This window comes from Streptomyces asiaticus (assembly GCF_018138715.1).
In the GTDB taxonomy this organism is placed as follows: domain Bacteria; phylum Actinomycetota; class Actinomycetes; order Streptomycetales; family Streptomycetaceae; genus Streptomyces; species Streptomyces asiaticus.
Window position 1 is genome coordinate 7294344 of the sequence record NZ_JAGSHX010000006.1, and the last position, 17713, is coordinate 7312056.

13 protein-coding genes are annotated in these 17713 nt (G+C 68.9%); 10 read left to right on the forward strand and 3 right to left on the reverse strand.

Annotated elements, in window-relative coordinates; all coding sequences use genetic code 11:
* Positions 1 to 221: 221 nt before the first annotated feature.
* The 4 genes from metH (at position 222) to KHP12_RS39020 (ending at position 8172) form a co-directional block, all read left to right on the forward strand.
* Positions 222 to 3725 (forward strand): methionine synthase, encoded by a 3504-nt coding sequence (gene metH, locus KHP12_RS39005; RefSeq protein WP_086879693.1) that lies wholly within the window; start codon positions 222 to 224, stop codon positions 3723 to 3725.
* Between the two features lie 159 nt (positions 3726 to 3884).
* Positions 3885 to 4586 carry an HAD family hydrolase gene (locus KHP12_RS39010; protein ID WP_037956472.1) on the forward strand — a complete coding sequence of 234 codons (702 nt, stop codon included), beginning with the start codon at positions 3885 to 3887 and terminating at the stop codon, positions 4584 to 4586.
* Between the two features lie 338 nt (positions 4587 to 4924).
* On the forward strand, positions 4925 to 6523 hold the full coding sequence (locus KHP12_RS39015) for an ABC transporter substrate-binding protein (RefSeq protein WP_086879694.1): 1599 nt from the start codon (positions 4925 to 4927) through the stop codon (positions 6521 to 6523).
* A 53-nt stretch (positions 6524 to 6576) separates the two neighbouring features.
* A complete protein-coding gene (locus tag KHP12_RS39020) occupies positions 6577 to 8172 on the forward strand; it encodes an ABC transporter substrate-binding protein (protein WP_086879695.1) in 1596 nt (531 codons plus the stop codon).
* 59 nt (positions 8173 to 8231) lie between these two features.
* On the opposite strand, the gene KHP12_RS39025 is transcribed toward KHP12_RS39020, so the two are convergent.
* Both KHP12_RS39025 and KHP12_RS39030 read right to left on the reverse strand, forming a co-directional pair.
* On the reverse strand, positions 8232 to 8903 hold the full coding sequence (locus KHP12_RS39025) for a response regulator (RefSeq protein WP_009719179.1): 672 nt from the start codon (positions 8901 to 8903) through the stop codon (positions 8232 to 8234).
* A gap of 132 nt (positions 8904 to 9035) precedes the next feature.
* Positions 9036 to 9923, reverse strand: coding sequence for a RecB family exonuclease (locus KHP12_RS39030; RefSeq protein ID WP_372455260.1), 888 nt, complete (start codon positions 9921 to 9923; stop codon positions 9036 to 9038).
* A gap of 129 nt (positions 9924 to 10052) precedes the next feature.
* Between KHP12_RS39030 and KHP12_RS39035 the strand changes: the two genes are divergently transcribed.
* From KHP12_RS39035 to KHP12_RS39045, 3 genes are all read left to right on the forward strand, one after another.
* The gene (locus KHP12_RS39035) at positions 10053 to 11303 is read left to right on the forward strand and encodes a site-2 protease family protein (RefSeq protein WP_037956467.1); all 1251 of its coding nucleotides are present in this window, start codon (positions 10053 to 10055) and stop codon (positions 11301 to 11303) included.
* A gap of 50 nt (positions 11304 to 11353) precedes the next feature.
* Complete coding sequence (locus KHP12_RS39040) at positions 11354 to 12349, forward strand: tRNA (adenine-N1)-methyltransferase (RefSeq protein WP_244202509.1); 996 nt, start codon at positions 11354 to 11356, stop codon at positions 12347 to 12349.
* A 211-nt stretch (positions 12350 to 12560) separates the two neighbouring features.
* Complete coding sequence (locus tag KHP12_RS39045; RefSeq protein ID WP_086879697.1) at positions 12561 to 13148, forward strand: hypothetical protein; 588 nt, start codon at positions 12561 to 12563, stop codon at positions 13146 to 13148.
* An 18-nt stretch (positions 13149 to 13166) separates the two neighbouring features.
* Here the strand turns inward: KHP12_RS39045 and KHP12_RS39050 are convergent, their stop codons facing one another.
* Positions 13167 to 13457 carry a ferredoxin gene (locus KHP12_RS39050; protein WP_037956463.1) on the reverse strand — a complete coding sequence of 97 codons (291 nt, stop codon included), beginning with the start codon at positions 13455 to 13457 and terminating at the stop codon, positions 13167 to 13169.
* A 257-nt stretch (positions 13458 to 13714) separates the two neighbouring features.
* Between KHP12_RS39050 and arc the strand changes: the two genes are divergently transcribed.
* The 3 genes from arc to KHP12_RS39065 all read left to right on the forward strand — a co-directional run bounded on the left by arc (position 13715) and on the right by KHP12_RS39065 (position 17606).
* Complete coding sequence (gene arc / locus KHP12_RS39055; RefSeq protein ID WP_037956461.1) at positions 13715 to 15481, forward strand: proteasome ATPase; 1767 nt, start codon at positions 13715 to 13717, stop codon at positions 15479 to 15481.
* A gap of 259 nt (positions 15482 to 15740) precedes the next feature.
* A complete protein-coding gene (gene dop, locus KHP12_RS39060) occupies positions 15741 to 17252 on the forward strand; it encodes a depupylase/deamidase Dop (RefSeq protein ID WP_086879698.1) in 1512 nt (503 codons plus the stop codon).
* A gap of 135 nt (positions 17253 to 17387) precedes the next feature.
* Positions 17388 to 17606 (forward strand): ubiquitin-like protein Pup, encoded by a 219-nt coding sequence (locus KHP12_RS39065; protein ID WP_020872584.1) that lies wholly within the window; start codon positions 17388 to 17390, stop codon positions 17604 to 17606.
* The last annotated feature ends 107 nt before the right edge of the window (positions 17607 to 17713 follow it).

Genomic DNA, 17713 nt, shown 5'->3' on the forward strand with positions numbered 1-17713 from the left:
CGGTTCGACAATGCTGAACACTATCGGTCCATGCCGACTGCGTGGTACCAGGCGGCCGTGTGTCGGCGATCAATGGATTCACCGGGGGCCGATCGGCCCCGCTCATCCCGGGTGATGGACCGACCCTCGCGAAATGACCACTGGCGGCTACCCTGGCGTGGTGCGCCGTCCCCAGGGGAGGGCGCAAAGCCGACAGCCGTCGCACTCCAGGGAGCACATCCATGGCCTCTCATACGCCATCGCCCACATCCGCCGCCCGAGCCGACGCGCTCCGCGAAGCGCTGGCCACCCGAGTAGTGGTCGCCGACGGCGCGATGGGGACGATGCTTCAGGCGCAGGAGCCCAGTCTCGACGACTTCCAGCAGCTCGAGGGCTGCAACGAGATCCTCAACATCACCCGCCCGGACATCGTCCGCTCGGTCCACGAGGAGTACTACGCCGCCGGCGTGGACTGCGTCGAGACCAACACCTTCGGCGCCAACCACGCGGCGCTCGGTGAGTACGACATCGCCCACCGCGTCCACGAGCTCTCCGAGGCCGGCGCCCGGATCGCCCGTGAGGTCGCCGACGAGTTCGGCGCCGACGGGCGCCAGCGCTGGGTGCTGGGCTCCATGGGCCCCGGCACCAAGCTGCCCACCCTCGGCCACGCCCCCTACACCGTCCTCCGCGACGCCTACCAGGCCAATGCCGAAGGCATGATCGCCGGTGGGGCGGACGCCCTCCTGGTGGAGACCACCCAGGACCTGCTCCAGACCAAGGCCTCGATCATCGGCGCCCGCCGCGCCCTCGACGCCACCGGCGCCAACCTCCCGGTGATCTGCTCGGTCACCGTCGAGACCACCGGCACCATGCTGCTCGGCTCCGAGATCGGCGCGGCGCTCACCGCCCTCGAGCCGCTCGGCATCGACATGATCGGCCTCAACTGCGCCACCGGCCCCGCCGAGATGAGCGAGCACCTGCGCCATCTCGCCCGCCACTCCCGGATCCCGCTGTCCTGCATGCCCAACGCCGGCCTCCCGGTGCTGGGCAAGGACGGTGCCCACTACCCCCTCACCCCCGGCGAGCTGGCCGACGCCCAGGAGACCTTCGTCCGCGAGTACGGGCTCTCCCTGGTCGGCGGCTGCTGCGGCACCACGCCCGAGCATCTGCGCCAGGTCGTCGAGCGGGTCCGCGAGCTGACCCCCACCGAGCGCACCCCGCGCCCCGAGCCCGGCGCCGCCTCGCTCTACCAGACCGTGCCGTTCCGCCAGGACACCTCGTACCTGGCGATCGGCGAGCGCACCAACGCCAACGGCTCCAAGAAGTTCCGCGAGGCCATGCTGGAGGCCCGCTGGGACGACTGCGTGGAGATGGCCCGCGAGCAGATCCGCGAGGGCGCCCATCTGCTCGACCTGTGCGTGGACTACGTCGGCCGGGACGGCGTCGCGGACATGGAGGAGCTGGCCGGGCGGTTCGCCACCGCCTCCACCCTCCCCATCGTCCTGGACTCCACCGAGGTCGACGTCATCCGGGCCGGGCTGGAGAAGCTCGGCGGACGCGCGGTCATCAACTCCGTCAACTACGAGGACGGGGACGGCCCCGAGTCGCGGTTCGCGAAGGTCACCCGGCTGGCCCAGGAGCACGGCGCCGCCCTCATCGCGCTGACCATCGACGAGGAGGGCCAGGCCCGCACGCCGGAGAAGAAGGTGGAGATCGCCGAGCGGCTGATCGCCGACCTGACCGGCAACTGGGGCATCCTCGAGTCGGACATCCTCATCGACACCCTGACCTTCACCATCTGCACCGGTCAGGAGGAGTCCCGTAAGGACGGCATCGCCACCATCGAGGCGATCCGCGAGCTCAAGCGGCGCCACCCGGACGTCCAGACCACGCTGGGTCTGTCCAACATCTCCTTCGGTCTCAACCCGGCCGCCCGCATCGTGCTCAACTCCGTCTTCCTCGACGAGTGCGTCAAGGCGGGCCTGGACTCGGCCATCGTGCACGCCTCCAAGATCCTGCCGATCGCGCGGTTCGAGGAGGAGCAGGTCAAGACCGCCCTGGACCTGATCTACGACCGCCGCGCCGAGGGCTATGACCCGCTCCAGAAGCTGATGGGGCTCTTCGAGGGCGCCACCGCCAAGTCCCTCAAGGCGGGCAAGGCCGAGGAGCTGGCCGCGCTGCCCCTGGAGGAGCGCCTCAAGCACCGCATCATCGACGGCGAGCGCAACGGCCTGGAGGCCGACCTCGACGAGGCCCTCCAGGAGCGCCCCGCCCTCGACATCGTCAACGAGACGCTGCTGGAGGGCATGAAGGTGGTCGGCGAGCTGTTCGGCTCCGGCCAGATGCAGCTGCCGTTCGTCCTCCAGTCCGCCGAGGTCATGAAGACCGCGGTCGCCCATCTGGAACCGCACATGGAGAAGTCGGACGACGAGGGCAAGGGCACCATCGTGCTGGCCACCGTCCGCGGCGACGTCCATGACATCGGTAAGAACCTCGTGGACATCATCCTGTCCAACAACGGCTACAACGTGGTCAACCTGGGCATCAAGCAGCCGGTCTCCGCGATCCTGGAGGCCGCCCAGGAACACCGCGCCGACGTCATCGGCATGTCCGGCCTCCTGGTCAAATCCACCGTGATCATGAAGGAGAACCTGGAGGAGCTCAACCAGCGCAAGCTGGCCGCCGACTACCCCGTCATCCTCGGCGGCGCCGCGCTCACCCGGGCCTATGTCGAGCAGGATCTGCACGAGATCTACGAGGGCGAGGTGCGCTACGCCCGCGACGCCTTCGAGGGGCTGCGGCTCATGGACGCCCTGATCGCCGTCAAGCGCGGGGTGCCCGGCGCCACGCTCCCCGAGCTCCGGCAGCGCCGGGTGCCCAAGCGGGACGTGTCCGTGACCGAGCCGGAGCCGGAGGGCCCGTCCCGGTCCGACGTGGCCACCGACAACCCCGTGCCCACCCCGCCCTTCTGGGGCACCCGCGTGGTCAAGGGCATCCAGCAGGCCGACTACGCCTCCTGGCTGGACGAGGGCGCGCTGTTCAAGGGCCAGTGGGGGCTCAAGGAGGCCCGTACCGGCGACGGGCCGAGCTACCGGGAGCTGGTGGAGTCCGAGGGCCGTCCGCGGCTGCGCGGCTGGCTCGACAAGCTGCACACCGAGAACCTGCTGGAGGCGGCCGTCGTCTACGGCTACTTCCCGTGCGTCTCCAAGGGCGACGACCTGGTCCTGCTGAACGAGGACGGCAGCGAGCGCACCCGCTTCACCTTCCCGCGCCAGCGCCGCGGCCGCAGGCTGTGCCTGGCCGACTTCTTCCGCCCGGAGGAGTCCGGCGAGACCGACGTGGTCGGCCTCCAGGTGGTCACCGTCGGCTCGAAGATCGGCGAGGCCACCGCCGAGCTGTTCGCCGCCGACTCCTACCGCGACTACCTGGAGCTGCACGGGTTGTCCGTCCAGCTGGCGGAGGCGCTGGCCGAGTACTGGCACGCCCGGGTCCGCGCCGAGCTGGGCTTCTCCGGTGAGGACCCGAGCGAGATGGAGGAGATGTTCGCGCTGAAGTACCGCGGCGCGCGCTTCTCGCTGGGCTACGGCGCCTGCCCCGACCTGGAGGACCGCGCGAAGATCGCCGATCTGCTGGGGCCGGAGCGGATCGGGGTGAAGCTCTCGGAGGAGTTCCAGCTCCACCCCGAGCAGTCCACGGACGCCATCGTGATCCACCACCCGGAGGCGAAGTACTTCAACGCGCGGTAGACGCGGGGTAGCCCTCCGGCGGCCTTCTGTGACCGCCTTGGGCTCTCACCGGGCGCGCCGGCGCGGCGCGACGTAGACTGGTCGATCCGGTAGAGGCCGGTCGCCTTCCCGTCAGCGGAAGGGGGCCGGCCTTCGTGCCCCTTATCCGGAGGTGTTTGGATGACCAGCAGCATCCCCGCCGTCGACACTCGTACGGCCGAAGGCTCGGCTCTGCAAGCCGTTCTGCTCGACATGGACGGCACCCTGGTCGACACCGAGGGCATCTGGTGGGACGCGGAGGTCTCCATCTTCGCCGAGCTCGGGCACGCCCTCGCCGAGGAGTACCGCCAGGTCGTGGTGGGCGGTCCGATGTCGCGCAGCGCCCAGTTCCTGATCGAGGCCACCGGCGCCGAGATCGCCCTCGCCGAGCTCACCGGCCTGCTCAACAGCCGCTTCACCGAGCTGATCGACGGCAGTGTGCCGATGCTGCCCGGAGCCCGCCGGCTGCTCACCGAGCTGGCCGCGCACTCCATCCCCACCGCCCTGGTCTCCGCCTCCCACCGGCGGGTGATGGACCGCGTCCTGCGCTCGCTCGGCCCGGAGCACTTCGCCCTGACGGTGGCGGGCGACGAGGTCGGGCGGACCAAGCCGCATCCGGACCCCTATCTGTTCGCCGCGGCCGGGCTGGCCGCCGAGCCGGGGCGGTGCGTGGTCATCGAGGACACCGACACGGGCGTACGGGCCGCGGAGGCGGCCGGGTGCCGGGTGGTCGCGGTGCCGTCCGTGGTGCCGATCGAGCCCGCGGCGGGGCGTACGGTCATCGGCTCGCTCGAAGAAGTCGATCTCGATTTTCTGCGCACTCTGGTCACGGCGGTGCACTGATCGCGCACCGAGCGTATTCCTGTAAATGACAAACTGAATAGCGCGGGTGGAGTTTTCACGTTCCGTTGGCGACAACGGAACGTGATGTTTATCACTGCATATGCCGTAGACGCGTGCGGTGGCTGACGGTCGCGCGTCCCGTCTGGTGCGTTTTGGGTGAGCCCTTGTGTCCGGATTGGTGGCATGGCGTACGAATCGCGGCCACGTCCGGATATCGGTCGATGATCGCTCGTTATCGGGGCGTGATATCGCCTCAACTTCGTTGTGTCTGAGTATCACTGGCACCGCGGACTAATCTCGTCGCGAGTAGTTGATCGATGGCAGGGAGACTCCCGACAATGACGCGCAAGTCGCTGGTGCTGCCGGCCGTGGCCGGCCTCCTGATCTCCACGCTCGCCGCGTGCGGTGGTACCGACGGCTCGGGCTCGGACGGCAAGACGCTCGTCCTGGGCAGCACGGACCGCATAGAGGCGTCGAAGGCGGCGCCCGCGCCGCTGGACCCCGCCCTGGCCTACGACTTCGCGTCCTGGAGCGTGCTGCACAACGCCTTCCAGACGCTGATGCGGCTGCCCCGCTCCGGAACCGAGCCGATACCCGACGCGGCCGAGAAATGCGGCTTCCAGGACAGACAGAGCGAGCAGTACCGCTGCACGCTGCGCGACGGGCTGAAGTTCTCCAACGGCCACGACCTCACCTCGAAGGACGTCAAGTTCTCCCTCGAGCGGGTGCTGCGCATCGACGACCCCAACGGCACCAAGTCCTTGCTGTCCAACGTGGACAAGATCGAAACACCCAGCGACCGCGAGATCGTCATCCACCTCTCGCAGCCGGACGCGACCTTCCCGTCGAAGCTCACCACCCCGGCCGCCGCGATCCTGGACAGCGAGGTCTACAAGCCCGACGCGCTGCGCGACGGCTTCGATATGACCGGCTCGGGCCCGTACAGCGCCAAGACCGAGGTGCGCGACAACCGGCTGACGAAGGTCGTCTTCACCAAGAACTCCCACTACAAGGGCGATGTCCAGCCGAAGGCCGGCAAGGTGGAGATGCGGTTCTACGACTCCGCGTCGACCATGGAGAAGGCGCTGGTCAAGGGCGATATCGACGTGGTCCACCGCGGCTTCGCGCCCGAGCAGATCGACAGGCTCAACAAGGGCGAGATCAAGGGCGTCCGCCTCTTCGAGTCCTCCGGCCAGGGCATCCGCTACCTGGTCTTCAACACCTCGGACCCAACGGTGAAGAACAAGGCGGTCCGGCAGGCCATCGCCCATCTCGTGGACCGCCAGGCGCTGGTGCGCGATGTGTACAAGCGGACCGCCGAGCCCCTCTACTCGATGATCCCCACCAGCATCTCCTCGCACATCAACTCGTTCCACAACGAGTACGGCGACCCGGATCCCGATGAGGCCCGGCGCGTGCTGAACCAGGCCGGTATCGACACCCCGGTGAAGCTGACGCTGACCTACACCACCGACCACTACGGCCCGGAGACGGCCGGGGAGTTCAAGGAGCTGCGCAAGCAGCTCAACGCCAGCGGACTGTTCTCCGTGACGATCAAGGGCTACCCGTGGCGGGACTTCCGCCCCGCGCTCGTCAAGCGCCAGTTCTCCGCCTCCGGGATGGGCTGGCTCCCCGACTTCCCGGATCCCGACAGCTACACCGCGCCGTTCCTCACCAAGGACAACTTCCTCAACTCGCCCTACCGCAACCGCACCATCCAGGACGAGCTGATCCCCAAGACCCGGCAGGAGGCCCAGCGCAGCCTCGCCGACAAGGACTACCAGTCCATCCAGAACGCCGTCGCCAGCGATGTGCCCTACCTTCCGCTGTGGCAGGGCAACACGTACGTGGCCGCCCGCGGGAACGTGACGGGCGCCGAGTACGCCTTCGACTCCTCGACCATGCTCCAGCTGTGGGAGCTCGGTAAGGGCGACTGAGAACGACTTACGGGGGCCGGACACGAAGACGTCGAGTGTGTGAGGAAATACCGTTGAGGAAACGTGATCAGTGGCTGGCAGCGCCCCTCGGGGCGGGACTGGCCGCCGCGCTGCTCACCGGCTGCGGCAGTGAGGACGGGGACGCGGCGGGCACCGGCGAGCACGTGGTCATGGGGATGTCGGACGAGGTGCTCGCCACCGACCCGGCGTCGGGCTACGACCCCGGCTCCTGGCTGCTGTTCAACAACGTCTTCCAGTCGCTGCTGAGCTTCCCGAAGGGCAGCACCACCCCGCAGCCGGAAGCGGCGGAGAAGTGCTCCTTCAAGGACAGCACCAGCCGGGTCTACTCCTGCACGCTGAAGAACGGCCTGAAGTTCACCGACGGCCATCCGCTCACCTCCGAGGACGTCAAGTACTCCTTCGAGCGCACCAAGCGGATCAATGACCCCAACGGCCCGGCGCTGATGCTCACCTCCATCGGGAGCATCGACACCCCGGACAAGCGGACCGTCGTCTTCCATCTGAAGGACTCCGACGCGACCTTCCCGCAGAAGATCGCCTCCGGTGCCGGATCCATCGTGGACCACGAGGAGTACCCGGCCGACAAGCTGCGCACGGACCACAAGGCGGTCGGCTCCGGCGTCTACAAGCTGAACTCCTTCACCAAGGACAAGGCGGACTTCTCCGTCAACGGCGACTACCAGGGGCCCGCCAAGCCGAAGAACTCCGGGCTGACCCTGAAGTTCTTCCACGGCGCGCAGGCGCCGCTGAAGTCCGCCGTGCAGAAGGGCGATGTGGACCTCGCCTACCGCGGGCTGGCCATGCGCGACCTCGCCGACCTCCAGGCGCAGAGCCTCGGCGGCGGCAAGAGCCTGAACGTGGTCGAGGGCACTGGTGCCGAGGTCCAGCACCTGGTCTTCAACATGAAGGACCCGGTGGCGGGCAAGCTCGGGGTGCGCAAGGCCATGGCGTACCTCATCGACCGCTCCACCCTGGTGCGGGACGTCTACAAGCGCACCGCCGAGCCGCTGTACTCGGTGGTCCCGGCCGGTATCACCGGCCACAACACCGCCTTCTACGACAAGTACGGCGACCGCCCGCAGCCCGAGAAGGCCAAGCAGGCGCTGCGGGAGGAGGGGATCTCCGGCAAGGTCAAGCTGACCCTGTGGGGCACCCCGATCCGCTACGGCCCCGGCACCGTCCCGGGGCTGCGCCGGATCGCCGAGCAGCTCAACGCCAGCGGGCTGTTCGACGTCGATGTGAAGAGCGCGGACGTCGCCACGTACGAGAAGGGCGTGGCCGACGGGAAGTACGGCGTCTATGTGAAGGGCTGGGTGCCCGACTACCCGGACCCGGACAACTTCGTCGCCCCGTTCTTCGGCGCCGGCAATGTCCTGGCCAACCACTACACCTCGCCGCGGCTGACCGCGCAGCTCATCCCCGCCACCGCCGAGCAGCCAAGCCGCGAGGCCACGGTCGGCGACTTCCAGCGGATCCAGGACATCATCGCGGACGAGGTGCCGATGCTCCCGCTGTGGCAGGGCAAGCAGTACGCGGTGGCCCAGGACGACATCACCGGGCTCCAGTGGACCCTCGACTCCTCGACGGTCTTCCGCTTCTGGGAGATCGGCAAGTCGTCCGACAGCTGACGGACTGACGGGGACGACCGGCCGGCCGCCCCCGTCACCCCGAGCCGCTCCGGTGGTGCCTACTGCGCGCCGGGGCGGACCAGCCCGCTCTCATAGGCGTAGACGGCGGCCTGCACCCGGTCGCGCAGCCCCAGCTTGGTCAGCACATGGCCCACATGCGTCTTGACCGTGGTCTCGCTGACGAACAGATCCGCGGCGATCTCCGCGTTGGACAGCCCCCGGGCCACCAGCTTCAGCACCTCGACCTCGCGCTCGGTCAGCGTGTGCAGGGTGTCCGGCACCGGCTCCTCGCCCGACGGCAGATGCCCGGCATACTTGTCCAGCAGCCTGCGGGTGATGCTGGGCGCCAGCATCGCCTCGCCCGCCGCCACCACGCGGATGGCCTGCACCAGCTCGGTGGCGGGCGCGTCCTTCAGCAGGAAGCCGCTGGCCCCGGCGCGCAGCGCCTCCACCACGTACTCGTCCAGGTCGAAGGTGGTCAGCACCAGCACCTTGGCCGGGCCGTCCCGCCCCGGGCCGGTGATCTGACGGGTCGCCTCCACGCCGTCCATCCGCGGCATCCGGATGTCCATCAGAACCACATCGGGCTGGAGCGCCCGCACCTGGTCGAGGGCCTGTAGACCGTCCCCGGCCTCACCGACGACCGCCAGATCCTGCTCCGCCTCCAGAATCATCCGGAATCCGGTGCGCAGCAGCGGTTGATCATCGACCAGTAGGACGCGGATCGCCACGGGAACTCCCTCTCCTAGACCGCGTCCATTCTGCCCGCCCGTCACCCACCACCACCCTCAGGGGCCGCTACGCGGCACCTCTTTTCTTGCCCGTCACCCACCACCACCCTCAGGGGCCGCTACGCGGCTGCCTCAATTCTGCACAGGCACCACCGCCAGCGGATACGGCGGCGGCGTACCCCCGAATTCCGGACAGTGTGCCTGGTGGTCGCACCAGCCGCAGAGCCTGGTCTGCCGGGGCACGAAGGCACCGGTCTCCGTGGCCAGCCGAATCGCCTCCCACAGCGCCAGCACCTTGCGCTCCACGGCCCGCAGATCCCGCTCCTCCGGGTCGTACGTCAGCACATCCCCGCTGCCCAGATAGACCAGCTGGAGCCGCCGCGGGATCACCCCGCGCAGCCGCCACACCACCAGCGCGTAGAACTTCATCTGGAACAGGGCCTCGCCCGCGTACTGCGGCGCGGGGGCCTTGCCCGTCTTGTAGTCCACGATCCGCACATCACCGGTGGGAGCGATGTCGATCCGGTCGATGATTCCACGGAGCGTCAGCCCGGACTCGAGCTCCGTCTCCACGAACAGCTCGCGCTCCGCGGGCTCCAGACGGGTCGGATCCTCCAGCGAGAACCATTGCTCCACCAGCGTCTGGGCCCCCGTCAGCCACTCGGCCAGCCGGTCCGGCGCCGGAGTGCCGTCCTCCTCCTGGAACAGCTCCGCCAGCTCCGGCTTGGCCGCCAGCAGCCGCTCCCACTCGCCCGGCACCATCGACCGGGCCCGCGGCGCGGTGCGGTCGGCGGCCGGGGCGTCGAAGAGCCGCTCCAGCACCGCGTGGACCACGGTGCCGCGGGTGGCCGCCGCGCTGGGCTTCTCCGGCAGTTTGTCGATCACTCGGAAGCGGTACAGCAACGGGCACCGCATGAAATCGGCCGCCCGTGAGGGTGACAACGAGGCGGCGGGGCCGGACTTGGGTGGCCCGTCGGAGGGTTCGGCCTTCCCGGTGGTGGTTCCCGTGGTGGTTCCCATGGCGAAGACCCTACGACCCGCCACCGACAGCCGGACGCATACCATCGACGTTCGAGCCCCCGGCACTGCATGATCGTGGGGACCGTATCAAAAAGAAGGGTGCGACCGAGCATCCGACGAGGGGACACCGTGGACAACAGCGGGCAGCGGCAGTCCGACAACGGGGAATCGGACCGCGCGACCGAGCCCGAGGGCGGCAAGCAGCCGCGCCCACGCGACGTGGGCGGCGGCTTTCTCATGGGCCGGCCCTTCGGCGTGCCCGTGTATGTCTCGCCCAGCTGGTTCCTGGTCGCCGCCCTCATCACCTGGGTCTTCGGCGGCCAGCTCGACCGGGTGCTGCCCGAGCTCGGCGCCGCCCGCTACCTGGTCTCGCTCTTCTTCGCGGTGGCCTTCTACGCCTCGGTGCTGGTGCACGAGCTCGCCCACACCGTGGCCGCGCTCCGCTTCAAGCTGCCGGTGCGCCGGATCCAGCTCCAGTTCTTCGGCGGGGTCTCGGAGATCGAGAAGGAGACCGAGACCCCCGGCCGGGAGTTCGTGCTCGCCTTCGTCGGCCCGCTGCTCTCGCTGGTCCTGGCGGGTGTGTTCTACCTGGGCATGATGGTCGTGGAGCCCGGCACGGTGCCCGGGGTGCTGCTCGCCGGGCTGATGATCTCCAACCTGATCGTGGCCGCGTTCAACCTGCTGCCCGGGCTGCCGCTGGACGGCGGGCGGATGCTGCGCGCCGTCGTCTGGAAGATCAGCGGCAGGCCCATGACCGGCACCGTCGCCGCGGCCTGGAGCGGCCGCGCGCTCGCCGTGGCGGTGCTGGTCGGACTGCCGCTGCTCACCCAGGCGGGCGGGCTGGGCGAGGAGCCCAAGAGCTTCGGCAGCGTCGACTCGCTCACCGACGCGCTGCTGGCCGCCATACTCGCCGCGATCATCTGGACCGGCGCGGGCAACAGCCTGCGGATGGCCCGGCTGCGGGAGCGGCTGCCGGACCTGCGTGCCCGTACGCTCACCCGGCGCGCCGTCCCCGTGGCGGCCGACACCCCGCTCTCGGAGGCGCTGCGCCGGGCGAACGAGGCCGGGGCCCGGGCCCTGGTCGTGGTGGACGGCCACGGCGCCCCGACCGCCGTGGTGCGCGAGGCGGCCATCGTGGGTGTCCCCGAGCACCGCCGCCCCTGGGTCGCGGTCAGCGGTCTCGCCCAGGACCTCAAGGACGGTATGCGGGTCTCCGCCGAGCTCACCGGCGAGGAACTGCTGGACACCCTGCGGGCCACCCCGGCCACCGAGTACCTGGTGGTCGAGGAGACCGGCGAGGTCTACGGGGTGCTCTCCACGGCCGATGTCGAGCGCGCCTTCGTGGCGGCCATGGCCAGGACCCCCTCGGGCCCCTCCTGAGGCCCCCGGGCGTGGTCCGGGCACGGCGAAGTGCCCGGTAGGCTGTTCACATGTCCGAACCGACCGGTGCCGCCCGCCGTCGCGGGCCCTTCCAGGTCGGGGACCAGGTCCAGCTCACCGACCCCAAGGGACGCCACTACACCTTCACGCTCGAATCCGGGAAGAACTTCCACACCCACAAGGGATCCTTCCCCCATGACGAGCTGATCGGCGCCCCCGAGGGAACCGTCGTGCGTACCACGGGAAACGTCGCGTATCTCGCGCTGCGCCCCCTGCTCCCCGACTATGTCCTGTCCATGCCACGCGGTGCCGCCGTGGTCTACCCCAAGGACGCGGGGCAGATCCTGGCGATGGCCGACATCTTCCCCGGCGCACGTGTCGTCGAGGCGGGCGTCGGCTCCGGCTCGCTCTCCACCTTCCTGCTGCGGGCCATCGGCGACCAGGGCATGCTGCACTCCTACGAGCGCCGGGCCGACTTCGCCGAGATCGCCGCCCAGAACGTCGAGCGCTACTTCGGCGCCCCGCACCCCGCCTGGCGGCTCACCGTCGGCGACCTCCAGGACAACCTCAGCGACACCGACGTGGACCGCGTGATCCTGGACATGCTCGCCCCCTGGGAGTGCCTGGAGCCGGTGTCCAAGGCGCTCGTCCCCGGCGGCATCCTGTGCGCGTACGTCGCCACCACCACCCAGCTCGCCCGCACCGTGGAGGCCATCCGCGAGCACGGCACCTTCAACGAGCCGTCGGCCTGGGAGACCATGGTGCGCACCTGGCACGTGGAGGGCCTCGCGGTACGGCCCGACCACCGCATGATCGGCCACACCGGCTTCCTGCTCACCGCCCGCCGGCTCGCGGACGGTGTGGAGCCCCCGATGCGCCGCCGCAGGCCCGCCAAGGGCGCCTACGGCGAGGACTACGTGGGCTGGGGCACCGCCAAGGACTCCGGAGCCGCCGGGGACACCGGCACTGCCAAGGGCACGGGCGTCGCCAAGGACACCGGCACCGCCAAGGACACCGGCCAGGACGCCCCCTCCGGCGACGCCTGACGGCCGTCCGGGACCCGTCCGGCGGCTGCCTGAGGCCCGGCCGTCCGGGACCCGTCCGGCGGCCCCCTGAGGCCCGTACGACGGAAACCGGCGCACAACGGCTCGGCGCGGCCACCGAATTCCCCGTGTGAGGGCGGTGGCCGCGCCCCTGTGAGATGTGGCACCATGCGGGTCATCTCCCGCCTCAGCCCCTCACATGGAGTCATCCCGCGTGCAGCCTCTGGGCCCGGATCTCGCGCACACCCAACCCCGTCCGGTGCACTGGGTGGCGACCGCGGCCGCCGTCGCCGCCGTCATCGCCGGAGGGTCGTTCTTCCAGCCCTCGGACGCCAAGGCCACCACGTCCACCACCGCCTCCGCGCCGGGCACCGGGGGACTCCCGGCCGCCAAGGCCCCCGACCCCCGGGCCGCGGACTATCCGATGAACTGCGGACGGGCCCGGCCCGACGTCATCGACCGGGGCTCGGCGGACCTGGACGGGGACGGGCGGCCGGAGACCGTCGCCGTGGTGCGCTGCCCGACCGCTTTCGGTACCCCGCCCAGCGGCGTCTACGTGCTCTCCCAGCCGACCGGCCACGCGGGCGCCGCGCCCCGTGTGGTGGCCACCTTCGTGGATCCGAAGGAAGGGATGAGCATCAGCGATTTCGCGGTGCGCGGAAAGAAGGTTTCGGCCACGTTGCTGGGATACTCGTCGGCCAAGGTCCCGCGGTGCTGTCCGGATCTCCAGCGCAAGGTCAACTGGCAGTGGCGGGGCGGAAAGTTCGTATTGAAGGCGCTGCCGGTTCCGGGGAGTGTGTGAGCGGTTACTCGCGGTGGGTCACTCCGCGTCGGGTCCGTAGACCTCGACCCGGTCCGTGACGCGGCGTACATGGATGCAGTCGCCGGGGCACTCCTTGGCGGAATCCCTGACCTCGGTCAGCAGGGCCAGGGGGACCGGGGTGGTCGCGCCCTTGTCCTGCAACAGCTCATCGTCGGCGCTCTTGACGTAGGCTAGACCGTCGATGTCGAGTTCGAAGACCTCGGGAGCGTACTGGGCGCAGATGCCGTCCCCGGTGCACAGATCCTGGTCGATCCAGACCTCAAGACCGCCGAGCTCCTCGTTCCGCACGGTGTGCCGCCTCCTGTTCCTTCGATACGTGATTCAACAGTGTCTAAATATCGCCAACCCTGACGGGTGTTGACCGTGTCGACGATACAACCGCTCGCTTTCCGATGTTGTTGGGTGGGTATTCACCTGGCGTGAGGGAGTGCGCAAGGGTGAAGATCGGACACACGCCGACCGGGTTTGTGATCTAGGGGTTTCAACCCGCACCGGCCCAGGTAGGGTCAGGAAGCGTCCAGCTCCCCTTGGAGGAGGTGAGGACCGTGGCAGCCCACGACGACGACATCAACCGCGGCATCCGGCCGGGGCGGGGGTCTGATGACCCTGCCGGTCAGGTTGCCTATCTCGAGCAGGAAATCGCCGTCCTGCGCCGCAAGCTCGCCGACTCTCCGCGTCATACGAGGATTCTCGAAGAGCGGATCGTCGAGCTGCAGACCAATCTGGCGGGAGTCTCCGCACAGAACGAGCGGCTCGCGAACACACTCCGTGAGGCCCGCGACCAGATCGTGGCCCTCAAGGAGGAGGTCGACCGGCTCGCACAGCCGCCGGCCGGTTTCGGGGCCTTTCTGCAGGCGAACGAGGACGGTACGGCGGACATCTTTACCGGGGGCCGCAAACTCCGGGTGAATGTCAGCCCAAGCGTCGAGCTCGACGACCTCAAGCGCGGCCAGGAGGTCATGCTCAACGAGGCGCTCAATGTGGTCGAGGCCATGGAGTTCGAGCGCGCCGGGGACATCGTCACCCTCAAGGAGGTCCTTGAGGACGGCGAGCGCGCCCTGGTGATCGGGCACACCGACGAGGAGCGGGTGGTGCGGCTGGCGGAGCCGCTGCTGAGCACCACCATCCGGCCCGGTGACGCCCTGCTGCTCGAGCCCCGGTCCGGCTATGTCTACGAGGTGGTACCGAAGAGCGAGGTCGAGGAGCTCGTCCTCGAAGAGGTCCCGGACATCGACTACAACAAGATCGGCGGTCTGGGAAACCAGATCGAGCTGATCCGCGACGCGGTCGAGCTCCCGTATCTCTACCCCGACCTCTTCAAGGAGCACGAACTGCGGCCGCCCAAGGGTGTGCTGCTGTACGGCCCGCCCGGCTGCGGTAAGACGCTGATCGCCAAGGCCGTGGCCAACTCCCTTGCCAAGAAGGTCGCCGAGGTGACCGGCAAGCCCGCGGGGAAGAGCTTCTTCCTCAACATCAAGGGCCCCGAGCTGCTCAACAAGTATGTCGGTGAGACGGAGCGGCACATCCGGCTGGTCTTCCAGCGGGCTCGGGAGAAGGCCAGCGAGGGCACGCCCGTCATCGTCTTCTTCGACGAGATGGACTCCCTCTTCCGCACCCGTGGCTCCGGGGTCAGCTCGGACGTGGAGAACACCATCGTCCCCCAGCTGCTCTCCGAGATCGACGGTGTCGAGGGCCTGGAGAACGTGATCGTCATCGGTGCCTCCAACCGCGAGGACATGATCGACCCCGCGATCCTGCGCCCCGGCCGCCTCGATGTGAAGATCAAGATCGAGCGTCCGGACGCCGAGGCCGCCAAGGACATCTTCTCGAAGTACCTGACGGAGTCCCTGCCCCTCCACGGCGACGACCTCTCCGAGCACGGCGGGTCGCCCAAGGCCGCGATCGGCGGGATGATCCAGTCGGTGGTCGAGCAGATGTACACCGAGTCCGAGGAGAACCGCTTCCTGGAGGTCACCTACGCCAATGGCGACAAGGAAGTCCTCTACTTCAAGGACTTCAACTCCGGCGCCATGATCCAGAACATTGTGGACCGCGCCAAGAAGATGGCGATCAAGGACTTCCTGGACCACAACCAGAAGGGCCTTCGCGTTTCCCATCTGCTCGCCGCCTGCGTGGACGAGTTCAAGGAGAACGAGGACCTGCCCAACACCACGAACCCGGACGACTGGGCCCGGATCTCCGGTAAGAAGGGCGAGCGGATCGTGTACATCCGCACCCTGGTCACCGGAAAGCAGGGCGCGGACACCGGACGCTCCATCGACACGGTGGCGAACACCGGTCAGTACCTGTAACACCGCGGTCCGGCTGCGGATGTCCTGGACGGGGCATCCGCAGCCGGATGCGCTTTTCGGACCGCATTCTTCGTATGAGTCCTACGAGCCCGACCGGAGCAATGACTGTAATGATCTCCGCAGCACCGCTTGGCCGTTCTAGGCTCTTCGGTACCGCAGTATCGCGGCACGGGGGATCGGGGGCCGCAGATGGACCGGGAGCGCAGCGGTACTTGAGCGCCGATCCCAGCCGGGGGCGGCGCCGGGCAAGGAGGGCCGCATGACCGTACGGCGCGTAATGGGAATCGAGACGGAGTACGGGATCTCCGTTCCGGGGCACCCGAACGCCAATGCCATGCTCACCTCATCCCAGATCGTCAACGCCTACGCGGCGGCGATGCACCGGGCGCGCCGCGCCCGCTGGGACTTCGAGGAGGAGAACCCGCTGCGGGACGCCCGCGGATTCGACCTCGCGCGCGAGTCCGCCGACGCCAGTCAGCTCACGGACGAGGACATCGGCCTGGCCAATGTCATCCTCACCAATGGCGCTCGGCTCTATGTGGACCACGCCCACCCCGAGTACTCCGCCCCCGAGGTCACCAACCCCCGGGACGCGGTGCTCTGGGACAAGGCCGGCGAGCGCATCATGGCCGAGGCCGCGCTGCGCGCCGCCGAGCTGCCCGGCGGCCAGACCATCCACCTCTACAAGAACAACACCGACAACAAGGGCGCCTCCTACGGCACGCATGAGAACTACCTGATGAAGCGGGAGACCGCCTTCTCGGACATCGTGCGCCACCTGACGCCCTTCTTCGTCTCCCGCCAGGTCGTCACGGGCGCGGGCCGCGTCGGCGTCGGCCAGGACGGCCATGAGCACGGCTTCCAGATCAGCCAGCGGGCGGACTACTTCGAGGTCGAGGTCGGCCTGGAGACCACGCTCAAGCGCCCGATCATCAACACCCGCGACGAACCGCACGCCGACGCCGAGAAGTACCGCCGACTCCACGTGATCATCGGCGACGCCAACCTCTCCGAGCTGTCGACGTACCTCAAGCTGGGCACCACCGCCCTGGTGCTGTCGATGATCGAGGACGGCTTTATCGCCGTGGACCTCGCGGTGGACCAGCCGGTGCGCACCCTGCACCAGGTCTCGCACGACCCGACGCTGCGCCGTCTCGTCACGCTGCGCAGCGGCCGTACGCTCACCGCGGTGCAGCTCCAGATGGAGTACTTCGAGCTGGCCCGGAAATACGTCGAGGACCGCTACGGGGCGGACGCCGACGAGCAGACCCGGGACGTCCTGGCCCGCTGGGAGGACGTGCTGAACCGGCTCGAGCGCGACCCCATGAGCCTGTCCGGCGAGCTGGACTGGATCGCCAAGCGGGAGCTGCTCGAGGGCTACCGCCGCCGCGACGCCCTGGAGTGGGACGCGGCCCGGCTCCATCTGGTGGACCTCCAGTACGCCGACGTACGCCCGGACAAGGGCCTGTACAACCGGCTGGTGGCCCGCGGCAAGATGAAGCGGCTGCTGGACGACCAGGACATCGCACGCGCCCAGAACAAGCCCCCGGAGGACACCCGCGCCTACTTCCGCGGCCGCTGCCTCGAGCAGTACGCGGACGACGTGGCCGCGGCCTCCTGGGACTCGGTGATCTTCGACTTGCCGGGCCGTGACTCTCTGCAACGGGTTCCCACCCTGGAGCCGCTGCGCGGCACCCGCAACCACGTCAAGGAGTTGCTGGACCGCTGCCGCACGGCCGAGGACCTGGTCCGGGTGCTGTCCGGAGGCTGAAATGCCCTTGGGCCGGGAATCATCGAGGTGGCCTCCGTGCGTTGTAGCGAGTGGGAGGCCGATGTCGGACCCTGCTTGTAGGGTCTGATCTTGAGACCGATCGAATCAGCGGGCGAACCGAGCGGGGTGAGGGTAATGGCGACCAAGGACACCGGCGGCGGTCAGCAGAAGGCGTCGCGCTCGACCGAAGAGGTCGAGGAGCAGACGCAGGACGCACAGGCCGCGGACGACCTCAAGGAGCGGCAGGAGAAGCTCTCGGACGACGTCGACTCCGTGCTGGACGAGATCGACGACGTGCTCGAGGAGAACGCGGAGGACTTCGTGCGGTCTTTCGTCCAGAAGGGCGGGCAGTAAGGCGCGTCTTCTCCGTCCTGCGTCCCCGCGGTGGGGACGCAGGACGGATGACTTCCATGGCCAGGGGTATGGTCCGTGCATCATTTCAAGATCTGGTGGAAGGAAAC

Bases quoted from the DNA above. Each gene is read 5' to 3' on its own strand.
- KHP12_RS39015 (WP_086879694.1), top strand. From the start codon at position 4,925: ATGACGCGCAAGTCGCTGGTGCTGCCGGCCGTGGCCGGCCTCCTGATC.
- KHP12_RS39040 (WP_244202509.1), top strand. From the start codon at position 11,354: ATGTCCGAACCGACCGGTGCCGCCCGCCGTCGCGGGCCCTTCCAGGTC.
- KHP12_RS39030 (WP_372455260.1), bottom strand. From the start codon at position 9,923: ATGGGAACCACCACGGGAACCACCACCGGGAAGGCCGAACCCTCCGAC.
- metH (WP_086879693.1), top strand. From the start codon at position 222: ATGGCCTCTCATACGCCATCGCCCACATCCGCCGCCCGAGCCGACGCG.
- dop (WP_086879698.1), top strand. From the start codon at position 15,741: ATGACCGTACGGCGCGTAATGGGAATCGAGACGGAGTACGGGATCTCC.
- KHP12_RS39010 (WP_037956472.1), top strand. From the start codon at position 3,885: ATGACCAGCAGCATCCCCGCCGTCGACACTCGTACGGCCGAAGGCTCG.
- KHP12_RS39065 (WP_020872584.1), top strand. From the start codon at position 17,388: ATGGCGACCAAGGACACCGGCGGCGGTCAGCAGAAGGCGTCGCGCTCG.